Annotated in this window: 20 protein-coding genes; 16 read left to right on the forward strand and 4 right to left on the reverse strand. The window is 40.3% G+C overall.

What is annotated here, in order from left to right; all coding sequences use genetic code 11:
• The first annotated feature begins 61 nt into the window (after nt 1-61).
• The 13 genes from ACZ42L_RS01610 to ACZ42L_RS01670 all read left to right on the forward strand — a co-directional run bounded on the left by ACZ42L_RS01610 (nt 62) and on the right by ACZ42L_RS01670 (nt 15,091).
• On the forward strand, nt 62-1,192 hold the full coding sequence (locus ACZ42L_RS01610) for an EpsG family protein (RefSeq protein ID WP_464716432.1): 1,131 nt from the start codon (nt 62-64) through the stop codon (nt 1,190-1,192).
• Nucleotides 1,193-1,205: 13 nt separating this feature from the next.
• A complete protein-coding gene (locus tag ACZ42L_RS01615) occupies nt 1,206-2,276 on the forward strand; it encodes an acyltransferase family protein (RefSeq protein WP_464716433.1) in 1,071 nt (356 codons plus the stop codon).
• 28 nt (nt 2,277-2,304) lie between these two features.
• On the forward strand, nt 2,305-3,504 hold the full coding sequence (locus ACZ42L_RS01620; protein ID WP_464716434.1) for a glycosyltransferase: 1,200 nt from the start codon (nt 2,305-2,307) through the stop codon (nt 3,502-3,504).
• The gene (locus ACZ42L_RS01625; protein ID WP_464716435.1) at nt 3,501-4,418 is read left to right on the forward strand and encodes a glycosyltransferase family 2 protein; all 918 of its coding nucleotides are present in this window, start codon (nt 3,501-3,503) and stop codon (nt 4,416-4,418) included. The genes ACZ42L_RS01620 and ACZ42L_RS01625 overlap by 4 nt, the downstream gene beginning before the upstream one ends.
• Nucleotides 4,409-5,461: a glycosyltransferase gene (locus ACZ42L_RS01630; RefSeq protein ID WP_464716436.1), complete on the forward strand. Its 1,053-nt coding sequence runs from the start codon at nt 4,409-4,411 to the stop codon at nt 5,459-5,461. Before ACZ42L_RS01625 ends, ACZ42L_RS01630 begins: the two co-directional genes overlap by 10 nt.
• Nucleotides 5,462-5,553: 92 nt before the next feature.
• Nucleotides 5,554-6,660, forward strand: a complete 1,107-nt coding sequence (locus ACZ42L_RS01635) for a glycosyltransferase family 4 protein (protein WP_464716437.1) — start codon at nt 5,554-5,556, stop codon at nt 6,658-6,660.
• 14 nt (nt 6,661-6,674) lie between these two features.
• The gene (locus ACZ42L_RS01640) at nt 6,675-7,934 is read left to right on the forward strand and encodes a glycosyltransferase family 4 protein (RefSeq protein ID WP_464716438.1); all 1,260 of its coding nucleotides are present in this window, start codon (nt 6,675-6,677) and stop codon (nt 7,932-7,934) included.
• On the forward strand, nt 7,927-8,535 hold the full coding sequence (locus ACZ42L_RS01645) for a sugar transferase (RefSeq protein WP_464716439.1): 609 nt from the start codon (nt 7,927-7,929) through the stop codon (nt 8,533-8,535). Before ACZ42L_RS01640 ends, ACZ42L_RS01645 begins: the two co-directional genes overlap by 8 nt.
• Entirely contained in the window at nt 8,536-9,726 is a 1,191-nt protein-coding gene (locus ACZ42L_RS01650; protein ID WP_464716440.1) for a type III PLP-dependent enzyme domain-containing protein, read from the forward strand.
• Between the two features lie 5 nt (nt 9,727-9,731).
• A complete protein-coding gene (locus ACZ42L_RS01655; RefSeq protein ID WP_464716441.1) occupies nt 9,732-10,733 on the forward strand; it encodes an ATP-grasp domain-containing protein in 1,002 nt (333 codons plus the stop codon).
• A 22-nt stretch (nt 10,734-10,755) separates the two neighbouring features.
• The gene (locus ACZ42L_RS01660; protein ID WP_464716442.1) at nt 10,756-12,021 is read left to right on the forward strand and encodes a DegT/DnrJ/EryC1/StrS family aminotransferase; all 1,266 of its coding nucleotides are present in this window, start codon (nt 10,756-10,758) and stop codon (nt 12,019-12,021) included.
• A gap of 41 nt (nt 12,022-12,062) precedes the next feature.
• Nucleotides 12,063-13,988 (forward strand): polysaccharide biosynthesis protein, encoded by a 1,926-nt coding sequence (locus tag ACZ42L_RS01665; RefSeq protein ID WP_464716443.1) that lies wholly within the window; start codon nt 12,063-12,065, stop codon nt 13,986-13,988.
• Nucleotides 13,988-15,091, forward strand: a complete 1,104-nt coding sequence (locus tag ACZ42L_RS01670; RefSeq protein WP_464716444.1) for a nucleotidyltransferase family protein — start codon at nt 13,988-13,990, stop codon at nt 15,089-15,091. The genes ACZ42L_RS01665 and ACZ42L_RS01670 overlap by 1 nt, the downstream gene beginning before the upstream one ends.
• A gap of 80 nt (nt 15,092-15,171) precedes the next feature.
• Here the strand turns inward: ACZ42L_RS01670 and rny are convergent, their stop codons facing one another.
• The 4 genes from rny to ACZ42L_RS01690 all read right to left on the reverse strand — a co-directional run bounded on the left by rny (nt 15,172) and on the right by ACZ42L_RS01690 (nt 18,042).
• Nucleotides 15,172-16,707, reverse strand: coding sequence for a ribonuclease Y (rny, locus tag ACZ42L_RS01675; RefSeq protein ID WP_464716445.1), 1,536 nt, complete (start codon nt 16,705-16,707; stop codon nt 15,172-15,174).
• A 38-nt stretch (nt 16,708-16,745) separates the two neighbouring features.
• Nucleotides 16,746-17,045, reverse strand: coding sequence for a cell division protein ZapA (locus ACZ42L_RS01680; RefSeq protein WP_464700167.1), 300 nt, complete (start codon nt 17,043-17,045; stop codon nt 16,746-16,748).
• A gap of 9 nt (nt 17,046-17,054) precedes the next feature.
• Complete coding sequence (locus tag ACZ42L_RS01685) at nt 17,055-17,348, reverse strand: hypothetical protein (RefSeq protein WP_464716446.1); 294 nt, start codon at nt 17,346-17,348, stop codon at nt 17,055-17,057.
• A 64-nt stretch (nt 17,349-17,412) separates the two neighbouring features.
• Entirely contained in the window at nt 17,413-18,042 is a 630-nt protein-coding gene (locus ACZ42L_RS01690) for a hypothetical protein (RefSeq protein WP_464700171.1), read from the reverse strand.
• Nucleotides 18,043-18,472: 430 nt separating this feature from the next.
• Here ACZ42L_RS01690 and ACZ42L_RS01695 point away from each other — a divergent pair, with 430 nt between their 5' ends.
• Genes ACZ42L_RS01695 through ACZ42L_RS01705 form a run of 3 tightly spaced genes read left to right on the forward strand, consistent with a single transcriptional unit; the run spans nt 18,473 to nt 23,309 of the window.
• Nucleotides 18,473-19,843 (forward strand): undecaprenyl-phosphate glucose phosphotransferase, encoded by a 1,371-nt coding sequence (locus ACZ42L_RS01695; RefSeq protein ID WP_464701629.1) that lies wholly within the window; start codon nt 18,473-18,475, stop codon nt 19,841-19,843.
• A 1-nt stretch (nt 19,844) separates the two neighbouring features.
• Complete coding sequence (gene rfbA, locus ACZ42L_RS01700; RefSeq protein WP_464703298.1) at nt 19,845-20,723, forward strand: glucose-1-phosphate thymidylyltransferase RfbA; 879 nt, start codon at nt 19,845-19,847, stop codon at nt 20,721-20,723.
• A 33-nt stretch (nt 20,724-20,756) separates the two neighbouring features.
• Nucleotides 20,757-23,309 (forward strand): GumC family protein, encoded by a 2,553-nt coding sequence (locus tag ACZ42L_RS01705; protein ID WP_464716447.1) that lies wholly within the window; start codon nt 20,757-20,759, stop codon nt 23,307-23,309.
• Nucleotides 23,310-23,332: the final 23 nt, after the last annotated feature.

Below are 23,332 nucleotides of genomic sequence, written 5' to 3' on the forward strand. Positions count from 1 at the left end.
GAATATATGAATTGTTAGTCTAATGGTATATATAGTCGTTTATATTATCATAACTCTTTCAATGATTTATTTCAATGAAAGTAATCATAAGGCTTCTGTCTCATGGCTTTTATCTGTTATGATTATTTTAGGCGTAATTGTAGGATTTTCAGATATGTTGGGAGGGTATGACAGATATATCTATGGTGATTTATTTGATTATAGTGTTGATTTATTACTTGAGGGGCAAAATAGTCTGTCGCAAGAAAACGTCTTAATGCATTCTGATTATGAGATTGCCTATGTGTATCTCAATATGCTTATTGCACACATTACGGATAATAGATATATATTTATCTTCATTGTTACAATTATTATATACATATTGCTCTTTAAATCCTTTAAGGACTATTTTGAGGATTATCCAATGGCAATTATCTTATTTTTGGGATTATATTTTTTTTTCACATTTACTTATTTACGCCAAGCTTTAGCTGTAGCTTTATCGTGGTATGCCTATCGCTATGTGATTGACAGACGGATAATACCTTTTTTTATTTGTGCTTTTATTGCCTATAAATTTCATAATTCTGCCATCATATTCTTTCCGTTATATTTTATACCAGCAAAAAAAATATCTAAAAAAGTAATATTAATCTCTTTTACCATAGCTTTGGCTATAGGGATTACGGGTATAACAACTGGCTTATATAGTTTATACGGTGAGGTCTCAAATACTGGTCAGCGAGTTGGTCAATATGAAGAAGCTGGAAATGATTTTAGAATAGAATATGTTGTAGAGGTGATTATATTCCTCTATTTCATTTTAAAACGATATGATAAAATCCCAAATGAAAGATATCATGTTGTTTTCCTTAATTCAAGTCTAGTCTTTTTCTTGATATTATTGCTGTTTGTAAAATCTGCTACGGCAGGGCGTCAGACTTGGTATTATATGCTGGGTCTTATTTATACATTAAATTATATTTCTATGGGGAGAACGCAGACGGCAAAAAAGTATAGATTAATGGTTTACGTGGTTTGTTCACTTCTTTTTTTGCGTATCGTATTCTCATGGGGGAATTTGATAAACCCATACAAGACTTTCTTGACAAATGGGTCAAGAGAAAATGATCGTATTCATGATACTTATGAGTATGATCCTAATTATGATAAAGATAAATTCTATAGGCCAATTATTCATATCAAATAGTTTGATGACTCATATGAATCAAGTAACATCTCAAACAATTACTGCAATACGATTCCCTATGATAGTTTTTGTCGTATTATTGCATACTTTTATTATTAATCGGCCAATAGGGGGCGTGATTTATGTTCCCGAAGGGAAATTCTTGGGTTTTGATATTTTCCAGCAACTTATTCAAAATGAAATTTGTACAGTGGCTGTACCCATGTTCTTTTTTATATCTGGTTTCCTGTTTTTTAATAATATGGGGGAATTTAAGATGAGGTCTCTGCTGAATAAACTAAAACGCCGGATTTCATCTTTACTTATTCCATATCTGTTGTGGAATATTATTTTCTTGCTGTTTGTATGTTTAATCGGTTGGTTCTATCCAGCTTTATTAACATACAAGAAGAGTTTGCTTCAGATGAGTCTCTATGATTTTTTTTATTCCTTTTGGGACCCTAGTCAAGGGTTATTACCCTTATGGTTTTTAAGAGACTTAATGATAGTAAACCTATTTGCTCCTATCATCTTTGTTCTACTGCGTTCAAAATATAGTAAGTTTCTGCTGGTTCTATTTGCATTATTATATATAGCTCCTACCAAAATACATTTTCTCCCTGGCATTGGAATGCGTTGTGCATTTCCATATATGTTTGGAGCCTGGTTTTCTGTTAATAATAAAGACTTTTTGGAAGAATTTAAAAAAGGAACTTGGAAATGGATTTGTATTTCTATCTTCTTAGTGTTAGCCTGTTTGTGGGTATGGTATCATAATAATTATAGTTTTGTGCTTGATAAGATAAAGGATTTAAGTCTTATTGTGACATTCTTCTTATTGGTAGAAATGGGTGTAGCAAGAAAAAAGATTCGCGTATCACGCTTATTGGCAGAAGTCTCTTTCTTTGTTTTTGTCTTCCATATGTTTATTATCCATATACCTCTAAAATTATGGGTAAAAGTTCTCCCGGTTAATGGATGGACAGCATCATTTTGTCTTATTTTGATTCCTGTTTTAGTTTCATATGTAAGTGTTTCCTTTTATATGATTGGTAAAAAGGTATTTCCTAAACAAATGGATATATTGATGGGAAGCAGGAAGTAGCGCTTAATCTTTATATAGTGAGATTATAATGAATTTAATAGCAATAACATTAGTAGCACCAGCATCAGAGAATATACAAGGAACTTCGGCCTTACCATATCATTTGCTTAAAAATAGAGCAAATGATATTGATTTGATATTATATACTTTTAATAGTAATCATTTATCGGATAGCAAAATAAGCGAAGTTGAAAAGGAGTTAAATTGTAGGATTGTAGTTATTCCTATCCCCCGCTGGGTAAACTTTCTAATATATTCATCTTTAGGAATGGTATTACGCTTTATCTTGCCATATCCTCTTCTGAATTATTTGTTGCTTCCACATCAAATTTTGTCTGAAATAAAGAGTAGCTCTATTGATGGAGTCTTTATTTATGGTGAAGAATTATCTCGTGTTGTCAGACAATTAAATGGTAGCGCTAGATGTATTCACGTATTGCCGGATTGTGAGTCGCTTTTTTATGCACGTCTTCTAAAAGAGAAACATCTCATGGATAAAATAACATGGATAAAAGCACGTCTTATGATACGGAAATTTGTAAGGATAGAGAAGACTTTTATTCCTACTAATACTCGTTATTATTTAGTTGGTGATATTGATGCACAGAGGTTACAGACTTTAAATAAAAAGCTTGATGTTCATTTCTTTCGACATCCACACTATACGGTAATGAATGAGAGTAGAAAAATAAACTTTCATGTTGGAAAAATAGAGTTACTTATTGCTGGGCAAGCAAATTTATACATGAAATATGGAGTAGAAGCCGTTTGCAAAGCTTTGTGTAATTCTACAGCTTTAAATCAATTCTATCGTATAACCTTTTTAGGACGTGGTTGGAATAAATATGCCCATCTACTATCTCAATATGGTTTTGATGTGAGACATATTAATTATGCAGATAATTATATTGAGGAAATTTGCAAATATGATATTCAGCTTACCCCTATCGTTATTGGTACTGGTACAAAAGGGAAAGTTCTTGATGCGATAGCTAATGGGCTTCTAGTTATTGGCACTCCATATGCCTTAGAAAATATTGCAGCAAAAGATAATAACTCCTGTTTGGAGTATCATACTATGGATGAGCTTTTACACCTGCTATTTGAGATAGCTTGTAATAGAGGGTATTATGAGAAGATTGCGGATCGCGGAAGAGAAACTGTTTTGCAAATTCACGATGCAAAGAAAGTTTTTACAGAGATGTTTAAATGGTATCACCAAGGATGATAACAGTTTTCACTCCAACATATAATCGGGCTGATTTGCTTCGGCGTCTATATCAAAGTTTGAAGGCTCAAACTGATAAGGATTTTGAGTGGCTTATTGTTGATGATGGGAGTACAGATACTACGGCAGACGTTGTTCATCTGATGATAGAGGAATCTTTATTTCCTATTCGCTATATCTATAAGTCCAATGGCGGGAAACATACGGCGATTAACAGAGGGATAAAAGAAGCTGTCGGAGAACTCTTCTTTATCGCAGATTCAGACGATTGTCTGCCTGTGGATGCTTTACAGGATGTTAGAGCTGCATGGATGTCTGTTGAAGATAAATATAATTATGCTGGTGTATGTGGGCTTGATGGTAAGTTAGGGACAGAAGACATTATTGGTTCTGGTTTCAACCATCTGAATAGATTGCAACAACTTGACATAAATGGTCATTGCGTGAGCTATATAGATGGTACCAATATAGAAATACGATATTGTAAGAGGCTTATTGGTGATATGAAAGAGGTGTTTAGAACAGATGTTTTACGTGAGTTCCCATTTCCAGAGATAGAAGGAGAAAAGTTCTGTCCGGAGGTGCTGGTTTGGAATCGAATTGCAGGGAAATATAAGTTGAGATATTTTGATAAAGTAATTTATTTGGCAGAGTATCAAGAAGGTGGATTGACAGATAGTATTATTCGTATCAGAATGAAAAGTCCGATTGCTTCCATGCTGACTTATCAGGAGATGACTACTTATAATATTCCTACAAGAGTTAAAATGAAGTCTTCCATTAATTATTGGCGTTTCAGGTTTTGCCTTCAAAGAACTAAAGAACAAGATGTTCCATATATCAGAAAACGATGGTTTATTTTTGCCCTGTTAGGGCTTATAATGCATCTTAATGATCTGCGCTTATGCAAGTAATAATTGATCCACGATTGAAATACAACTATGCTTCTTGGTATTTGCTGGGCTTGGAATGTCTCTTTGGCAAACAATGTATACATTACGATGTAAGGCCCTTTGCATCATTGCTTTATAAGGATACGAAAGACTATAACAGTGGGTTTGCCTTTGTTTATAAAAACGCTTCTGTGGAAGTGAAGGTGTTTGTCGACACGGAGGATGTGGCTAAGGTGTTCTTGGATAGATATGATTGGTGTGATGTATATGGCATGGTAAACCCTACTATGGAGCAAGTCGCACAATATGGTAAATTAATGCCTATTGGACCAGAGTTTGGTCTGACATTACATTCTAAAGCAAGGACTATCTTGCAATGTATGTCACATTACATAAAAGGAAAGAAATATACTGATATTACTTTTCAAAGTTATTTAAAAGATTACCTTTATACTAATATTCGTCGCCGGCGCCTCGAACAGTATGAAATATTTACGGAGGTGAGGGCTAACTATATCTTCCACGCTTCTACCTTGTGGTATAATGAGTTTGCAGCTACAGATACCAATAAATACCGTGGTGATTTTTTGAAAGCATGCCAAAAGGCGGGATTGGATATAGAGGGCGGATTGTTTTATGTTGATGGAGATGCTGTGTTGCGCGAGATGCCTGACTATCCTAAATACAAAGATATATATAGGGATTTCATTTATGATAAGCGTTTGTCTATGGATGATTATATCCGCAAGACAAAGGAGAGCGTACTGGTTTTCAATACACCAAGTGTATGCGAGTGTCATGGATGGAAGTTGGCTGAATATCTCTGTATGGGGAAAGCTATTATCTCAACTCCGTTAAAACGAGAAATGCCTGGTGAAGGTTTGGTACATGGCAAGAATGTGCATTTCGTGAATTCGGAAGATGAAATTTATAGTGCGGTAGTCAAAATTAATAATGATGCTGAATATCGACAACACTTGGAGCAAGGGGCACGTGCTTATTATGAACAATGGCTTGCACCTGAGGTGGTGGTGAAACGAATGATAGACAGGGCTTGCACGTAACCAAATTATTATGTATGAATACTATTCTTCTTTTTAATCCTGCTTAGCTTGGAATCGGTTGCTGATTTTTGTATCTTTGCGTAATTGGGAATATGCGAATACTTCAGGTTATTACTTCTTTAGAAATTGGGGGGGCTGAGACATTGGTAGTGAATATGATTCCAAAACTACAGGCATTGGGACATATTGTAGACCTCTGTGTGTTTGATAGTAAGAAAACACCTCTGACTGCTAGACTAAGGAGAACGAGTCCCACGACCAAAATATATACTTTAGGACATGGATATTATAATCCACTTTATATAGTCAAGCTCACTAAGCTCATTGGAAAGTATGATATTGTGCATACGCATAACTCTTCGCCTCAGCTATTTGTAGCTATTGCTAGTTTGTTCTGTTCAGCGAAGCTGGTATCTACAGAACATAATACCTCCAATCGTAAACGTCAATGGAAATGGTATCGTATCATTGAAAGTTGGATGTATAATAGGTATAATCATATTATCTGTATCAGCAATGTCGCAGAGGAGAAACTGAGAGAATATATGGGAGGAAGATGGCTGGCGACAACTTCATCTCAATATAAGAAACTTACGACTATTAATAATGGCATAGATGTCAATGCTGTATTTGAAGCGATACCAAACCAGAAGTTATTGGGAGAAAAAGGAGGACGAAAGGCTGTCTTGATGGTGGCAGGATTTCGCCAACAGAAAGATCAGGATACAATCGTAAAAGCCTTATGTCTCCTGGATAAGGATAGGTTTGAGGTTTGGTTTGCTGGAATAGGAATACGGATGGTGGAAGTGCGGCAGTTATCGGAAGCATTGGGAGTTTGTGAAAGAGTAAAATTCCTCGGTATAAGAACAGATATCCCTAATGTATTAAAGGCTGCTGATATTATAGTGATGTCATCGCATTGGGAAGGACTGTCATTGTCAAATATAGAAGGGATGGCAGCGGGTAAACCATTTGTAGCATCTGATGTAGATGGGCTGCGGGAAGTTACTAAGGACTATGGTATCCTTTTCCCACATGGAGATGCTCAGGCACTAGCCAATGAGATATTGCGATTGCATGGCGATAACGAATTGTATCAACAGGTGGCTGACAGGTGTTATCAGCGAGCTATGCAATTTGATATTGCTAAAATGGTTGCGGAATACAATCAGGTGTATATGGATTTGATGAAATTGTAATAGGTTTCAGAGCGATGAGAAGTAGAAGAAAGAAACTGATACGTATAACTACGGCCGATATATCTTTGGAGAGTCTACTCAAAGGGCAATTAAGATTCTTGAATCAATACTTTGAAGTTGTAGGGGTAGCCAAAGATACTGGCGTACTTCAGAAAGTGGGAGAGCGTGAGGGGATTCGGGTGATTGATGCACCGTTGGAACGTCCCATTAGCCCCATAAAAGATATCAAGGCTTTATGGTTCCTGTATCGGTTATTTTGTCGGGAAAAGCCGTGGTGTGTGCATGCCAATACCCCAAAGGGAAGTCTTTTGGCAATGGTGGCAGCTTGGATGGCGCGTGTGCCACATCGTATCTATCTGGTTACAGGCCTACGTTATCAAGGAACAACGGGAGTTTTTCGCTTCATACTTAAAACAATGGAGCGATTGACTTGTCTGTTTGCCAGTAAGGTGATACCTGAAGGAAATGGTGTCCTATGCAGTTTACAAAGCGACCATATAACAAGTAAGCCACTCGAAGTGATACATTATGGGAATATCAATGGGAAAGACACATCCTTTTTAAGCCGTGAGAATACAATAGAAACGTCTTCTTTCGTTGTGGATAATGGGCAAATCAGATTACAAGGGAAGTCTGTAGAGGGTGCAAGAGAATTTGTTCGAGGGAAGTTGGGATGTACAGATGAGGATTTTCTATTTATCTCTATTGGCAGAATAACTAATGACAAGGGAATGGGAGAATTAGCAGATGCAATGAAGCGGCTCGAGGCCACAAAGGCAGATGCTAAGTTGTTATTGATAGGTGAGCTTGAAGGGGAAGATGATATTGTTGATACTGATAAGTTAGAATATTTTAGGCAATCAAAAGCTGTAATATATGTAGGGGTGCAACAGGATATTCGTCCTTTTTTATTGGCAAGTGATGTGCTTGTTTTTCCTTCTTATCGAGAAGGTTTTCCTAATGTACCTCTTGAGGCTGGAGCGATGAATCTTCCTTGTATTGTCACAAACATTAGTGGCTCTAATGAAATTATTAAGGATGGTTTAAATGGGAAGATAATCCAAGCACCTTTAGATGACAAAGGAAAAAGAAAACATGATATTACGGATGCTCTATATAATACAATGTTATGGTTTGTTTGTCATCGGGCAGAGGCTAAGCGGATGGGAGAAAATGCACGTCCAATGATTTGTGAGCGGTATGAGCAAAAGGATGTATGGCTCTCTTTGCTGAATATGTATAATGCTTTAGATTCACAAAACAAAAATGTATAGAAAAGCGATTAAACGTCCATTTGATATACTCATTTCCTTAATAGGTTTGATTTTACTTTCTCCCTTACTGATAGGAGTTGGTATCTGGCTTCATTTTGCCAATAAAGGAGCTGGGGTGTTATTTTTGCAAGAGAGACCAGGGCTATATGGGAGAATATTTAAAGTTATCAAATTTAAGACCATGACTGATGATACTGATTCTAAGGGTAATTTGCTTCCAGACGAACAGCGGTTAACGAAGGTTGGTGAATGGGTCAGATCTACTTCTATGGATGAACTATTACAATTAATAAATGTTTTAAAGGGAGATATGAGTTTAATAGGCCCTCGGCCGTTACTGGTGCAATATCTACCTCTTTACTCAGAAGAGCAGGCGCGCCGCCATGAAGTGAGACCCGGTATATCTGGGTGGGCACAATGTCATGGAAGGAATGCTCTGTCGTGGTCAGAGAAATTTAAGTATGATGTGTGGTATGTTGATCATGTGACTTTTACAACTGATTGCAAGATAATTTGGCTTACTATTAGGTCTGTATTGCGTCGTGATGGAATTTCGCATGAAGGAAGTGCTACAATGGAGGAATTTAATGGTAGAAATTAGATGAATACGAATAAATTACAGACACCCTGTTTCGTTCTCGATCAGAGAGATGTTGTTGATAATATTAAGGAATTTCAGAATGCACTTAGTAGTTTTTTCCCGCAAAGTGTAATAAGCTACTCGGTAAAAACCAATTCGCTTCCTTATATATTGAAACTCGTTAAGGAGCAAGGATGTTATGCTGAGGTTGTATCGTATAACGAGTATAACTTTGCTGTAAGAATTGGATTTCCTAAGGAACATATTGTTTACAACGGACCGATGAAGTCGAAGGAGACTTTTCTTGATGCTGTACGTCATCACTCGATTGTAAATATTGAAACTTGGCGGGAAATAGAATGGTTACAGGAATTACCAAGAGAAGAGACGTTCGAGGTGGGAGTCAGACTGAATATAAATATATCCGCAATTTCCCCAGAAGATGAAAATCATCCTAATGATGATAGTCGGTTTGGCTTCTCTTATGAATCGGGAGAATGGGAAGAGGCCTTAGCCAGGATAGCTGAACTAAAGAACGTGATGGTTGTTGGTATTCACTCGCATCGAGAACCAAAAACAAGAAGTGTAAGTTTTTACCACAATGTTATCAGCTATGTGCAGGATGTGATTCATGAATATAATCTCAAATTGAAATATTGGGATTTGGGCGGAGGTTTCTTTGGGAGTATGCCAGGTAAACCTACTTATTACGAATATGCTGAAGTGTTCTATAAGACTCTTAGTGCAGATTTACATGATATTTCTATTATTGTGGAACCGGGAAATGCTGTTGTAGCATCAGGCTTTGACTATGTGATGGAGGTGATAGATGTTAAAAAACACGATGGCAATATTTATATTTGCACCGATGGTACGCGCAATGATGTTGATCCTTTCTTCCATAAGTCTGACTATTTCAAGGAAGTTATCTACCAAGACGAAGTGGGAGATGTCGCATCACAACCTCAGATAGTAAGTGGCTTGTCCTGTCTTGAATACGATCGCATGTTTACACTCCCTGCCGGAGAAAGAAGACTACAGCCTGGCGACCATATTGTACTCCATAGAGTAGGGGCTTACACCATGAGTCTAACCCCTTTGTTTATCCACTATTTCCCAGTCGTCTATTTAAAGACTTCCAGTGATGAGAGACCTCAAATTATACGGGAAGAATGGACTGAAGACGAATTTTTACAGAAATCAATATATTAAAAACAATGAATAATATAATGTTTTGCAGCTGTGGCCGTCGTGTCCAGCTTTTAAAGTTTTTAAAGGAGTCATTAGGCAATAGCTGCAAGATTATTGCTACTGACCTTCAAGATATTGCACCAGCCTTGTATGTGGCAGACAAATGCTATTTAGTACCAAGGATTGATGCACCAAACTATGTGGATGAAATACTGAAGATAGCAAAGGAAAATGATGTAAGGGCAATAACAACACTGATTGACCCGGAAATAGAATTGCTGGCAAAAAACAGGGATAGGTTTGAAAAGGAAGGTATATTGGTACTGGCACCATCGAAAGAGACGGCTCATTATTGTTTTGATAAGTATGAGATGTTCCGGTATTTACAGGAGAAAGGAATCCGTACCGTTCTTACATACGATACTTTGGGACATTTTAAAAAAGGATATGACAGGCACGAGATAGATTTCCCCGTCTTCATCAAACCAAGAACGGGCAGCGGTAGTGTTGGCATTCATAAATGTGAAACAATGGATGAATTGGAGTCGTATTTTGCAGATGCAGAATTTGATTATATCATTCAGGAATATATGAAGAGTGGTGATTGTGATGCCGACGTCTATATTGACTGTTATAGTCATAAACCTGTTGCAGCCTTTTCAAAGAGAAAATTGGAGACGAAAATAGGTGGAGCGAGTAAAACAATCTCTTTCAAAGATCCAGAATTATTTGCTTTCATTGAAGATATTTGCCAAGTGATGCAGTTTAATGGCCCAGTTGATATGGATTTCTGGTATCAGGATGGGCAATATTATCTCAGTGAAGTCAATCCACGATTTGGAGGAGCTTATCTTCATGCTTATGGTGCTGGGGTGGATTTCTTCAAGTTAATCCAGAACAATATGGAAGGGAAAAGCAATGAAAGCATCATTGGACAGTATGATGAAGATATTCTGATGATGATGTATGATGCCGTTGTTATTCGTAAGAAATCGGAATTGCTTGAGGGCAATTTTTCAATATTATAATTAGGATTAGAGAGTAATAATTATGCAGCAACCAGAAAAGCGAATATATCTCTGCCTAGCTCATATGAGTGGCAATGAGATGAAATATATACAAGAGGCGTTTGAAACAAACTGGGTAGTGCCTCTTGGTCCAAATGTGAATGGTTTTGAAGCCGATTTGCACACTTTCTTGACAGAGGATAAAGATGAATTAGCAGATAAGCGTGTAGTGGCATTGGCTTCCGGTACAGCGGCTGTACATCTGGCTCTTATAGGATTAGGAGTAGGAAGGGGGGACGAGGTTATTTGTCAGAGTTTTACATTCTGTGCATCATCGCATCCTGTGACTTACCTTGGAGCAACTCCTGTATTTGTAGATTCTGAACTGGATACATGGAATATGAATCCACAGCTGTTGGAAGAGGCTATTAAGGATAGGATTGCTAAGACGGGCCGTAAGCCCAAAGCTATTATCGTGGTTTATCTGTATGGTATGCCGGCTCAGATAGATGAAATCATAGCTGTGGCTCAGAAATATGATATTCCGCTTATAGAAGATGCTGCTGAGGGACTTGGTTCGCGTTATCGTGGGCAGGTATGTGGCACTTTCGGCCAGTATGGAGTATTGAGTTTCAATGGTAATAAGATGATTACTACGTCGGGTGGAGGTGCTTTGATTTGTCCTGATGACACTTCAAGGGACAATATCATGTTTTATGCAACCCAAGCTCGTGAAGGTTATCCATACTATCAACACGAAAAGATAGGCTATAATTATAGAATGAGTAATATCTGTGCTGGTATTGGGCGTGGCCAAATGACAGTGCTTGATGAGCATATAGCCCATCACAAGCATATATCTCGCCTGTATGCCAAGGCTTTCGATACTATAGATGGTATCACGTTCCATGATAATCCATCTTCAGAGATAGACTCTAACTTCTGGCTTAATACGATTACACTTGACCCAGCCCTGAAGGTTAAAGGACAGGAGAACGCATATAAGTCGACTATCAAAGGAGCAGTGGGGGGGGCTGCAGGTGTTATTCATTCTGTGGATGATGCCCATACCGATTGTGAGCCTCATACAAATGTCGAGGCAATGCGTGTATGTCTGGATGAAGCTAATGTGGAGAGCCGACCCTTGTGGAAGCCAATGCATAAGCAACCGGTATACCATGATGCTCCTGTCTATGTGAATGGAATATCCGAGCAATTATTTAAAAGTGGATTGTGTTTACCTTCTGGTCCTTGTGTTTCTGACGAAGATGTAGAATGGATTGTTGAGACTATAAAGTCGAGTTTATAGAGGGGGATTTATAAAATAAGATTTTCTAAAAAGTTAGGGAGATGAAGTTACTGGATAAGCTTGTTAATTGGTATTTTACCAAAGACGCATTACCTTATTGGTGTATTTTCGTTATAGACTGTTTGATTTGTTATTTATCAGGTCTGTTTGTGTTCTGGCTTTATTATAATGGAGCTGTAACCTTGGGTAATATCATCTTATTGTCAAAGACTATATTCATGTATATGGTCTTTAATTTAATAGGATTCAAGGTTTTTAGGACTTATGCCGGTATCATCAGATATTCTACGGTGAGAGACTTGATGAGGGTAGGGTATGCCATGCTTTTATCCTTGTTCGTAGCCGAGGTGATGCACTATATTATTTTTTATTGGAACTTACAGTTCGTCAGATTACAAGGGCGACAGATCTTAGCAATGTATCTGGTTGCGACAGTTGGAATGGTAGCATTCAGAATGCTCGTAAAGACAGTGTACGAAGTGATGTTCAGTTCTAAGAATGGGATGCGCACTTTCATTTACGGTGTACAAGAGGGGGGAATTGGATTGGCTAAAAATATCAGGAATGAGAAGCCCGTCAGATTCCAATTGAAAGGATTCATAGCTCCTGATGCACAGTTCTCTGGTCGTAGATTGTTGGGTGTACGTGTTTATAAGAACGATGAAGAGTTGATAGATGTATTGAAGTCTATGAATGTGCAAGTAGTGTTGGTCTCTCCTTTGCAGAATAAAGTGTTTCGTAAAGATAGAGTTTTGCAAGACAGGCTGATACAGGAAAATATCCACATATATATGGTTTCCGGGTCCGAGGAATGGACATCTGGTCAGAATTCGGTCAGTACACTCAAAGAGATTAGTATTGAGGACTTGTTACCTCGCAATGAAATTCAAGTGGATATGGAGGCTATTGGCAGAATGATTACAGGAAAGAAAATCCTGATAACAGGGTCGGCTGGTAGTATAGGAAATGGGATATTGCAGCAAATAGCAGTGTATCATCCTGCCGAATTGATGTTGATAGACCAGGCCGAAACCCCTCAGCATGACATTCGATTGATGATGTCTCGTAATTATCCGGATATCAAGGCGACGACTATGGTAGAGACGATTACCAATGAATACAGAATGGGATATATATTCAGCAACTTCAGGCCGGATTATGTGTTCCATGCAGCTGCTTATAAACATGTACCCATGATGGAGGATAATCCTTACGAGAGTGTATTGAATAATATACGCGGTACGAAAATAATTGCAGATTTAGCTGTTAAATATGGGGTGAAGAAGTTCGTTATGCTTAGTACGGATAAGGCTGTAAATCCGACGAATGTGATGGGATGCTCTAAGAGAATCTGTGAAATATATATCCAGTCTTTAGACAAAGCTATTAAGCAAGGCGGAACAGAGTCTTTGAAAGATGGAGTAACCCAGTTTGTGACAACTCGGTTTGGCAACGTACTAGGTTCTAATGGTTCTGTGATTCCACTCTTTGAGAAACAAATCAAAGCGGGTGGGCCGCTGACAGTGACCGATCCTAATATCATTCGTTTCTTTATGCTGATTCCTGAAGCTTGTAAGTTGGTGTTAGAAGCAGGAACTCATGGCAACGGTGGAGAAATATTTGTCTTTGATATGGGAGAACCTGTGAAGATTGCTGACTTGGCAAAACGCATGATACTGTTGTCGGGAGCGAGAGGTGTCCAGATTAAATATACCGGATTGCGTGAGGGAGAAAAGCTATATGAGGAGGTATTATCCAATGAAGAGAATACATTGCCTTCATTTAATCCCAAGATTAGGATTGCCAAGGTAAGGGAATACGAATATGACAGCATTAATCAAGAGATATTAAGTCTGATAGATATAGCGCAGACCTTTGATAATATGAAGATTGTGAAGAAGATGAAGGAGCTTGTTCCTGAATTTAAGTCGAAGAATTCTGTGTATGAACAATTAGATATTCAGTGATGAATCAAGCAGAACTATATCTTCGTTTTCTCCGTTTTGCTCTGGACAGCAAGCAGCCACTTCCCTCATTAAACGAATTGGATTGGGAAGGCATGTATGAGTTTGCCAATCGCCAATCCATTTTAGGTGTCGTATATCAAGGCTTGGAACGATTACCCAAAGATGTAAGTTATCGGCCAGAAAGGCAGCTTATTTTTAAATGGGTGGCAACTGTAGACCAGATAAAACGTGCTAATATACAAGTGAATCAAGACGCTTGTCGACTGACGGCTGTATTTAAGCAAGACGGTATCCGTTCATGTGTACTCAAGGGGCAGGCTAATGCACGGCTATATCCCAATCCGTTATACCGCATGCCCGGCGATATAGACATCTGGACAGATATGAAGAGGGCTAAGGATGTCGTGCGTTATGTAAGGCAAAAAGCTCCTACAGCTTCACCAGAATACCATCATATAGACTGGCCTAATTTCGGACGAACTCCAATAGAGGTTCATTTTTTCCCTTCGTTCATGGGGAACTTGTATCATGAAATACTATTAAGACGTTATTTTGAGGAACAAAAGAATAGTCAGTTTGATAACTTTGTAGCTCTTTCTGGTGTTGCAGGGCAGGGAATATATGTTCTCAATGGCGATATGGACTGTGTATTTCAGCTCTCTCACATCATGCACCATTTCTTCTTTGAAGGTATTGGACTACGTCAAATCATAGATTACTATTACCTATTGAAGTGTGGGGTTGTTCCGGAAGCGCAGGCAGATATTGCCCGTACGCTGGAAAAACTCCACATGTTGACATTTTCAAAAGGAGTCATGTGGATTCTGAGTGAAGTTCTAGGATTAGATAGGAAGTATTTATATACGACTCCTGATGAAAATATCGGGAAATTGTTGTTGGCAGAGATATTACATGCCGGGAATTTTGGATTCTTCGATACACGATATAATTTCAAGGGACTGCCACTCTACAAACAATACTTATTGGAAGTCCGACGCAATTTAAGATTTGCCCGATATTTCCCTTCTGAGGTTCTATGGGGACGTCCGATTGCACGTTTTTGGCATTCTTTCTATAAATTTTACCTTCGTAAGAGCGTATAGATGATTCATACTATAAGACTTAACTCAAAAGGGGCTGCCTTTTTCAGGCAGCCCCTTTTGAGTTTGTATAGGCTAATATCTTATTTGGCGTATGCCACGGAACGGGTCTCGCGGATAACGGTAATCTTTACCTGACCGGGATAAGTCATCTCGTTCTGAATCTTGGTAGCGATTTCACTAGACAGCTTTTCGCTTTCTGCATCGTCCATCTTGTCTGCACCTACAATGACACGGAGTTCACGACCGGCTTGGATAGCGTAGGTCTTTGTTACGCCGGGATAGCTGAGTGCAATAGCTTCCAAATCGTTGAGGCGCTTAATATATGCCTCTACAATCTCACGGCGTGCACCTGGACGCGCTCCGGAAATGGCATCGCAGACCTGAACGATAGGAGCGAGGAGACTCTGCATCTCTACCTCGTCGTGGTGAGCTGCAATAGCATTTACCACGTCTGGTTTCTCCTTGTACTTCTCTGCAATCTTACCACCATATAATGCGTGGGGCAATTCGCTCTCCTCGTCTGGCACTTTGCCAATGTCGTGGAGCAGGCCGGCACGCTTTGCCTTCTTTGGGTTCAAGCCTAACTCGCTAGCCATGACAGCACAGAGATTGGCTGTCTCGCGGGCGTGTTGCAACAGGTTCTGTCCATAAGAAGAGCGGTATTTCATCTTGCCGACGATTCTGACGAGTTCGGGATGCAAACCATGAATACCAAGGTCGATGGCTGTGCGCTTACCGGTTTCGATGATTTCGTTGTCCAGTTGCTTCTTAACCTTGGAAACTACTTCCTCGATACGGGCCGGATGGATGCGACCATCGGCTACAAGTTGGTGGAGCGCAAGGCGACAAACTTCGCGACGGACAGGGTCGAATGCACTGATAACGATGGCTTCGGGGGTGTCGTCGACTACTATTTCAACACCGGTGGCAGCTTCGAGTGCGCGGATGTTGCGACCTTCGCGACCGATGATGCGGCCTTTGACCTCGTCGTTGTCAATGTGGAATACGCTGACAGAATTTTCGATAGCCGTCTCGGTAGCAACGCGCTGAATGGTCTGAATGACAATCTTCTTCGCCTGTTGATTGGCATTGAGTTTGGCTTCGTCCATAATCTCGTTGACATAGCTGGCAGCATCGAGTCTGGCTTGGTCTTTCAGGCTTTCGACAAGGCGATTCTTGGCTTCCTCGGCACTGAGTCCTGAGAGTTCTTCCAGCTTTGCTCGCTCAAGGTCTTGCATCTTTTCCAAGTCCTGCTGCTTTACTTGCAAGAGCTTCTTCTCGTTGTCGATACGCTGCTGATTTTGGTCAACTTCCTGCTTCTTACGGCCCAACTCTTCTTGTTTCTGGTTCAGCGACAACTCTCTCTGTTTCAACTTGTTCTCTATCTGCTGAATCTTCTGATTGCGTTGCTGAACTTCTTTTTCGAGTTCAGACTTCTTGTTCAGGAACTTTTCTTTCACTTCAAGGAGTTTCTTTTCTTTGATAACTTCTGCGTCTTTAGCGGCAGAGTTGATAATCTCCTTGTATTTTCCCGTGATTACATAGCGGAAGAGGGCATATCCGATACCACTTCCCGCCAGTAGAGCCACTAAGGCTATAATAAGTATTGTTGTCATGTGTGTATATGTATATTTTTAGTGTTATCTTCTCAAGACTACTTCAGTGCGTCTTCGATTTCAGAAGTCAATGTCTTGAGAATATCACTAAAAGGAGCCGTGTCGTTGCGTTCGGCTTCTCGCTCATATCGTAAAGCTATGTCTATCAGCGCCATATACAATATCTCTTTATCACTTTTACGGCCTTTGAAAACCTCAGAATAGGTGTTTACCGTATCAGTGATGAGTTTGGCAGCATCCCGATACAGTTTCTCGTCGGCCCTAACGATGTTGACCGACATTTCTGTATCGTAGACATGTAATCTGATATGTAGTTTCTCTTTGTTGTCTTCTTCCATCACGACTTGTTATTTTTCACTGAGCAGCGTGATACATTTGTTTACCTCTCGAATCAGTTTGGAAATCCGTTTGCCGGCTTCCTCCATGTCGCCATCGGTGATTTCTATCATCTTGGCCATCTTGAGGCTATTGTAATTCCTTTCAGCTTGAGCCAGTTGGCTTTCCAACTGCTTGATACGCACGTCTCTTTCGTCTACCATCGCATACAAGGTGTCATTCTCCTTCTTTGTCTCGACGTATTGGAGAATCATTTGCCTGACGCGTGTAGAAAAGAGAGACAGTATCTTCTCGTTTGCATCCATAGATTTACAATTTGGTTACAAATTTAATTGAATTAATCGGTTATTCCAAATAATACGTGTAGTTTTATTTCTTGTCCTCGTCTGCATTGTTGGGTGATTCCTTCTTGGCCAGCATCACTACTTGGTATACAAAGTCGGTAATCCATTTCTGTGAGAAGCCCAGACGCTTGTTGTATTGTCGGATGTTCAACGCCGTCTTCATGACGCCGGCATCGGTATAGTCGTTCTTGGTGAACACATCGTTGACGGTTTTCTCTGTCATGCTGTATATGGCACGTTTGAAGAACGACGGCAGTCTGAGTTTGAACTTCATCAGATTGCCCATGAGCATCATCAAATCCTGCGTGAATCCTTGGAACTGAATCAGATAGGTCTGAACGTCTTGTATCTTGTGGCAATTCTTACGGATGCTCTGGTCTATTTCTTTGAAGAATGTGTCTTCGGTATGATATATCTCTCTGAGCATCTTCTTGCATTGGTTGCGCTCTCCGACGCCTAGCTTGTTGTTGACGGTGGGTACGTGCAAGGTCGATTTGAACATGCGCAAATCAGGAAGCATGGCCAGATTGTTGATGCCCAGATTGGCTGCGAGCGATGCCTGAAAGTATACGCGCACCAATGTCATGTAGTCTTCCATTCCGCCAACTTTTGTTGCGCTGTCGTCTCTTTTAAAGAGTTTTGAAAATATTCCCATTTTGTTGATTCTTATTGTGTTATTCTTGTTTGCTGCAAAGTTAGTGAAAGTTCATCTAAAGACCAAAGGATTCTAATGGTTTTAGCCAGTCCTGCTGTGTATGCGGGCAAGAACCGGTAAATTCATCAACTTGCCGACTTGTATCAGGTTTGCTTGTAGACCTGGAAAAACTGCAAGGCCTCGGCAGTGTTGCTGTCTGGGCTTTGCAGCATTGCTGAAGAGCCTTTGCAGCGTTGTTGCTAAGCCTTTGCAGTATTTTGATGTATTGTTTTGAGAAAAAGAATATAGTCTGAATGAAAGTTTTTCTTGTTTAAACTTTAATCTTTATGTATTTTTGTTTATCTTTGCGACAAATTAGAGATTGTGTAATCACACGTTCAGGTTTGATAGCATGAAACAATCAGGAAAAGGGAATGACCTTATAAGGATTATGGTCGCGCTTGGTGACTTTTTGGTGTTAAATGTTCTCTTGTGGGCATTTATCGAATTGACACCGAAACTCGTGCCATCTTTCTTTCATACCGCAACAAAGATGACTTTCTTGGTAGCCAACTTCTCGATGTTGGTGAGCCAAACGTTTTACCATACCATCATACATTCTCGCAGAGTCAACTTTGAGGACGTGCTCAGCCGGGTTTTCAAACTTACTGCATTTCAAGCAGTGGTTATGTATGTGATGTTGAGGATGATAGGTGTGCACGAGCGGGTGTTATACTTCTTGGCATTGCTATTCCCGACTTTCTTCTTGCTTATCATGGTGGCTCGCCTTATTCAGCGTGTGTTGTTGAAGCACTACCGCCAGATGGGTCGCAATACTCGTACTGTATTGTTTATCGGGCATGACCCCGCAGTGCGTATATTGTATGATGATTTGATGAAAGACCCGTCTACAGGTTATCGTGTGGCTGGATATTATGCCGACCGTGAGATTGCGAAATGCCCGAAAGAACTGGAATGGTTGGGAAATCTCGAAAAATTGAACGAGAAACTCGATGCAGAGGTGCAGGGAATAGGCGTTGACGATGTGTTCTGCTGTCTGTCTCATGATGCTTATAAGGAGATTATCAACATCATGAAATACTGTGACCGTACGGTTACGCATTTCTACTATGTGCCGAGAATGTTCGGTAACTTCAGGCTGAAGCTGAAGGCAGAGCGATTTGGCGATACCGAATTGTTTACCAATTATATAGAGCCGCTGTCGTCTCCCATCAATAAATTTGTCAAGCGCGCGTTTGATGTGTGTGTGAGTTCGGTAGCGTGTCTGTTCATAGCATTGATATATCCGGTTATAGCTCTCTGTATCAAGTTGCAGAGTCCGGGGCCGGTATTGTTCAAGCAACAGCGTACGGGCTTGAATGGACAGACCTTTGATTGTTTCAAGTTCCGCTCTATGCACGTTAATGTCGAATCGGATAAGTTGCAGGCAACGAAGGATGACCCTCGCAAATTTGCTTTTGGTAATTTCATGCGTAAGACAAATATAGATGAATTGCCCCAATTCTTCAATGTGTTGAAAGGTGATATGAGTGTCGTAGGGCCTCGCCCGCACATGCTTTATCATACAGACGTCTATCGCGATTTGATAGATAAGTACATGGTAAGACACTTTAGTAAGCCTGGAATCACCGGTTGGGCTCAGATAACTGGCTTCCGAGGTGAGACGAAGGAGCTGTGGCAGATGGAAGAACGTATTAAACGAGATATATGGTATATTGAACATTGGTCGTTCTGGTTGGATATGAAGATTATCCTAAAGACCGCAATAGGTTTTATTATACCTGATAAACAAGCATATTAACATGAAAGGAATAGTTCTAGCTGGAGGTTCGGGTACACGACTTTACCCGATTACGAAAGGAATCAGTAAACAGCTGATTCCCATTTTTGATAAACCTATGATTTATTATCCTATATCGGTACTCATGCTCGCAGGTATCAAGGATATTCTAATCATTTCTACTCCGCATGATTTGCCGGGGTTCAAGCGGTTGCTTGGAGACGGACATGAGTTGGGCGTAAACTTCGAATACGCCGAACAGCCTAGTCCTGACGGATTGGCACAGGCTTTTATTATCGGCGAAGAGTTTATCGGGACAGACAGCGTATGCCTGGTATTGGGTGATAACATATTTTATGGTGCCGGTTTGACAGGGCTTTTGCATCAGAGTGTAAAGGATGCTGAGGTTCGCAGCACGGCCAGTGTGTTCGGCTATTATGTGAACGATCCGGAACGTTATGGCGTTGCCGAATTTGATGATGTGTCGGGAAAGTGTATCAGTATTGAGGAGAAGCCTGAACATCCGAAGAGCAACTATGCCGTAGTAGGTTTGTATTTCTACCCTAATTCCGTGGTTGAAATCGCTAAACATATCAAACCCAGCGAGCGTGGGGAACTGGAAATAACTACGGTCAACCAAGAATATCTGGCTCTGGGCAAACTGCTGGTTAAGCCTTTGCAGCGTGGTTTTGCTTGGCTCGATACCGGAACACACGATAGTTTGAGTGAGGCCAGCACTTTTATAGAGGTGATAGAGAAGAGACAGGGACTCAAAATAGCATGTCTTGAAGAGATTGCGTTGCAGAATGGTTGGATTACAAAGGCCCAAGTGGCAGAGTTGGCCAAGCCTATGATAAAGAATGAGTATGGACAGTATCTCATGCGAATCTCTCAGAATTAATGACGAATAAAAATAATTAGATAATATATTATAATGGAAGAGAAAAAGAATGTTGTTCCTGAAAATGCACAGGTGCAGGAACAAGAAGAACAGTCATCGTTTGACTTTCTAGCCCTCTACACGACATTAGTCTTAAACTGGAAATGGTTTCTGGTGTCGCTTGTAATCTGTATTGGATGTGCTTTGGTATATCTAAGATATGCGACTCCGGTATATCAGTCGCAGACCAAGCTGCTTATCAAAGATGATAATAACGGCCGGCGTGGTGGAGGTAATTCTTTACAGAATATGACCTATCTGGGTATGATGTCCAATTCTGCGGGTATAGACAATGAAATGGAGATTCTTTCTTCTCATTCTATTGCTGAGCGTGCAGTTAAGATTTTGAAGCTATATACTACCTATTATAGTATAGGTAAGGTAAAGGATAATCTTCTTTATAAGAATCAGCCGGTTAATGTGGATATGGATGATAAATATCTAGATAAATTGGTATATCCCATTAAGTTGGAGTTAGAGCAGATTCCTAGCGGAGGTTACCATATTACCGGTGAATATTTTGCAGTGTATAAAGACGAAGTTGTGGAAGGTCCGATAAGTATTGATGAGACCCTCAAGGTGTTGCCCGCTAAGATTTCTACTAAGGTAGGTATCTTGCGATTCGAAAAGAATAGTGCCTATGTAGAAAATCCAAAACGGAAGATTACCGTCTCAAAGGCTGTTGTTGAATCTCCTAAGGTTCTTGCAGAGCGGTATGTGAAAAGATTGTCTGTCAGTCAGACTTCTAAGATGACTACGATTGCACAGCTTGTTTTGAACGACGAACTGCCTGAGCGCGGACGTGATTACTTGAATAAGTTGATAGACTGCTATAATCTTCAGGCCAATGAAGATAAGAATGAAATCGCTGTTCGTACCGAGGAATTCATCAATAGCCGCTTGGAGAAAATCAATACGGAGTTGGGAAGTACCGAAGGTGCTCTGGAGTCATATAAGCGTAACAACAATATGGTGGAACTTAAACTGAATGCTACACAGTCTGTAGCAAACCAGGATCAGTTTAGTCAGAAGTTGGTAGAAGCAAATACTCAGGTAGCATTGCTTAATGAGCTGAATGCAACTCTTCATGAGCCGGGTAATAAATACCAGCCACTGCCATCTAATGTAGGCTTGAAAGACGAGAGTACTACTGCACTTATCCAGAAATACAATGAGATTGTATTGGAGAGAAACAGGTTGTTGAGAAGTGCTTCGGAGACAAGCCCGACGGTTACTCCATTGACAGCACAGCTTGATGATTTGTTGCTCAGCATCCAGAAGGCCATGTCTCAGGCGCGTAGAAATATGCAGTTGCAGCGTGACGCCGTGGCTTCAGAGTTCCGCAGATATAGTGGTGCGGTAGGAGCTTCGCCCGAACAGGAACGTATGTTGACCCAGATTGGTCGTCAGCAGGAAGTGAAATCAGGCTTGTATCTGATGCTGTTGCAGAAGAGAGAGGAAAACTCTATCTCTTTGGCTGCTACGGCTGATAAGGGAAAGATGATTGATGCACCGGAGACAATAGGCAAAATCAGTCCAAAGAATGCTATGATTCTTTTGGTGGCATTGATTTTGGCTTTTGGTATTCCAGCATTGATATTGATTGTTATGCAATTCTTTAAGTACCGTATCGAGGGCCATCAGGATGTAGTCCGCTTGACTCGTCTGCCGATTCTGGGCGATATTCCGGTTTCAAGTGATACCATTAAGACGCGTGGTGACGTGGTAGTGCATGAGAATAAGAATAACTTGATGGAAGAAGTCTTCCGTAGCATGCGTACGAACTTGCAGTTTATGTTGCATGAAGGCCAAAAAGTAATCATCTTTACCTCAACAACTTCTGGTGAGGGTAAGACCTTTACGGCTGCCAACCTTGCTGTGTCATTCTCGTTGCTAGGCAAGAAAGTGGTCTTGGTAGGTCTTGATATTCGTAAGCCCCGTTTGGCAGAGCTGTTCGAGATAGACGACCATCATCATGGTATTACTAATATCCTGGTGAAAGAAGAACCCACTAAGGAGATGATAGATGCTCAGATACTTCGCTCCGGAGTCCACGACAATCTGGATTTGTTGATGGCCGGACCAATTCCTCCCAACCCTGCGGAGCTTCTTGCACGTGAGAGTCTCGATAAGGTGGTGCATCTTTTGAAGGATATGTATGATTACGTATTGATAGACACTGCACCTATCGGTCTGGTAACCGATACCTTGCAGATTAGCCGGGTAGGAGACGCTACCGTCTACATGTGTAGGGCTGATTATACAGCGAAGGAGAGCTTTGGCCTTATCAATTCTCTTCATAATGAGAAGAAGATGCCAAACATGTGCATAGCTATCAATGGTATTGATATGTCGAAGCGTAAGTATGGTTACTATTACGGCTACGGCAAGTATGCGAAGTATGGCAAGTATGCACGTTACGGCAATGGTAAGTACGGCTCTTACGGTTCTTACGGCCAGTATGGTACTTATGGCTCTTACGGTAGTTATGGCAACTATTCGAACAGCCACTACGGGAACAAGAACGATTCATCTATCAAACGATAATCGAATCACTATAACTAATAGAA

Source organism: Prevotella mikamonis (assembly GCF_055381405.1).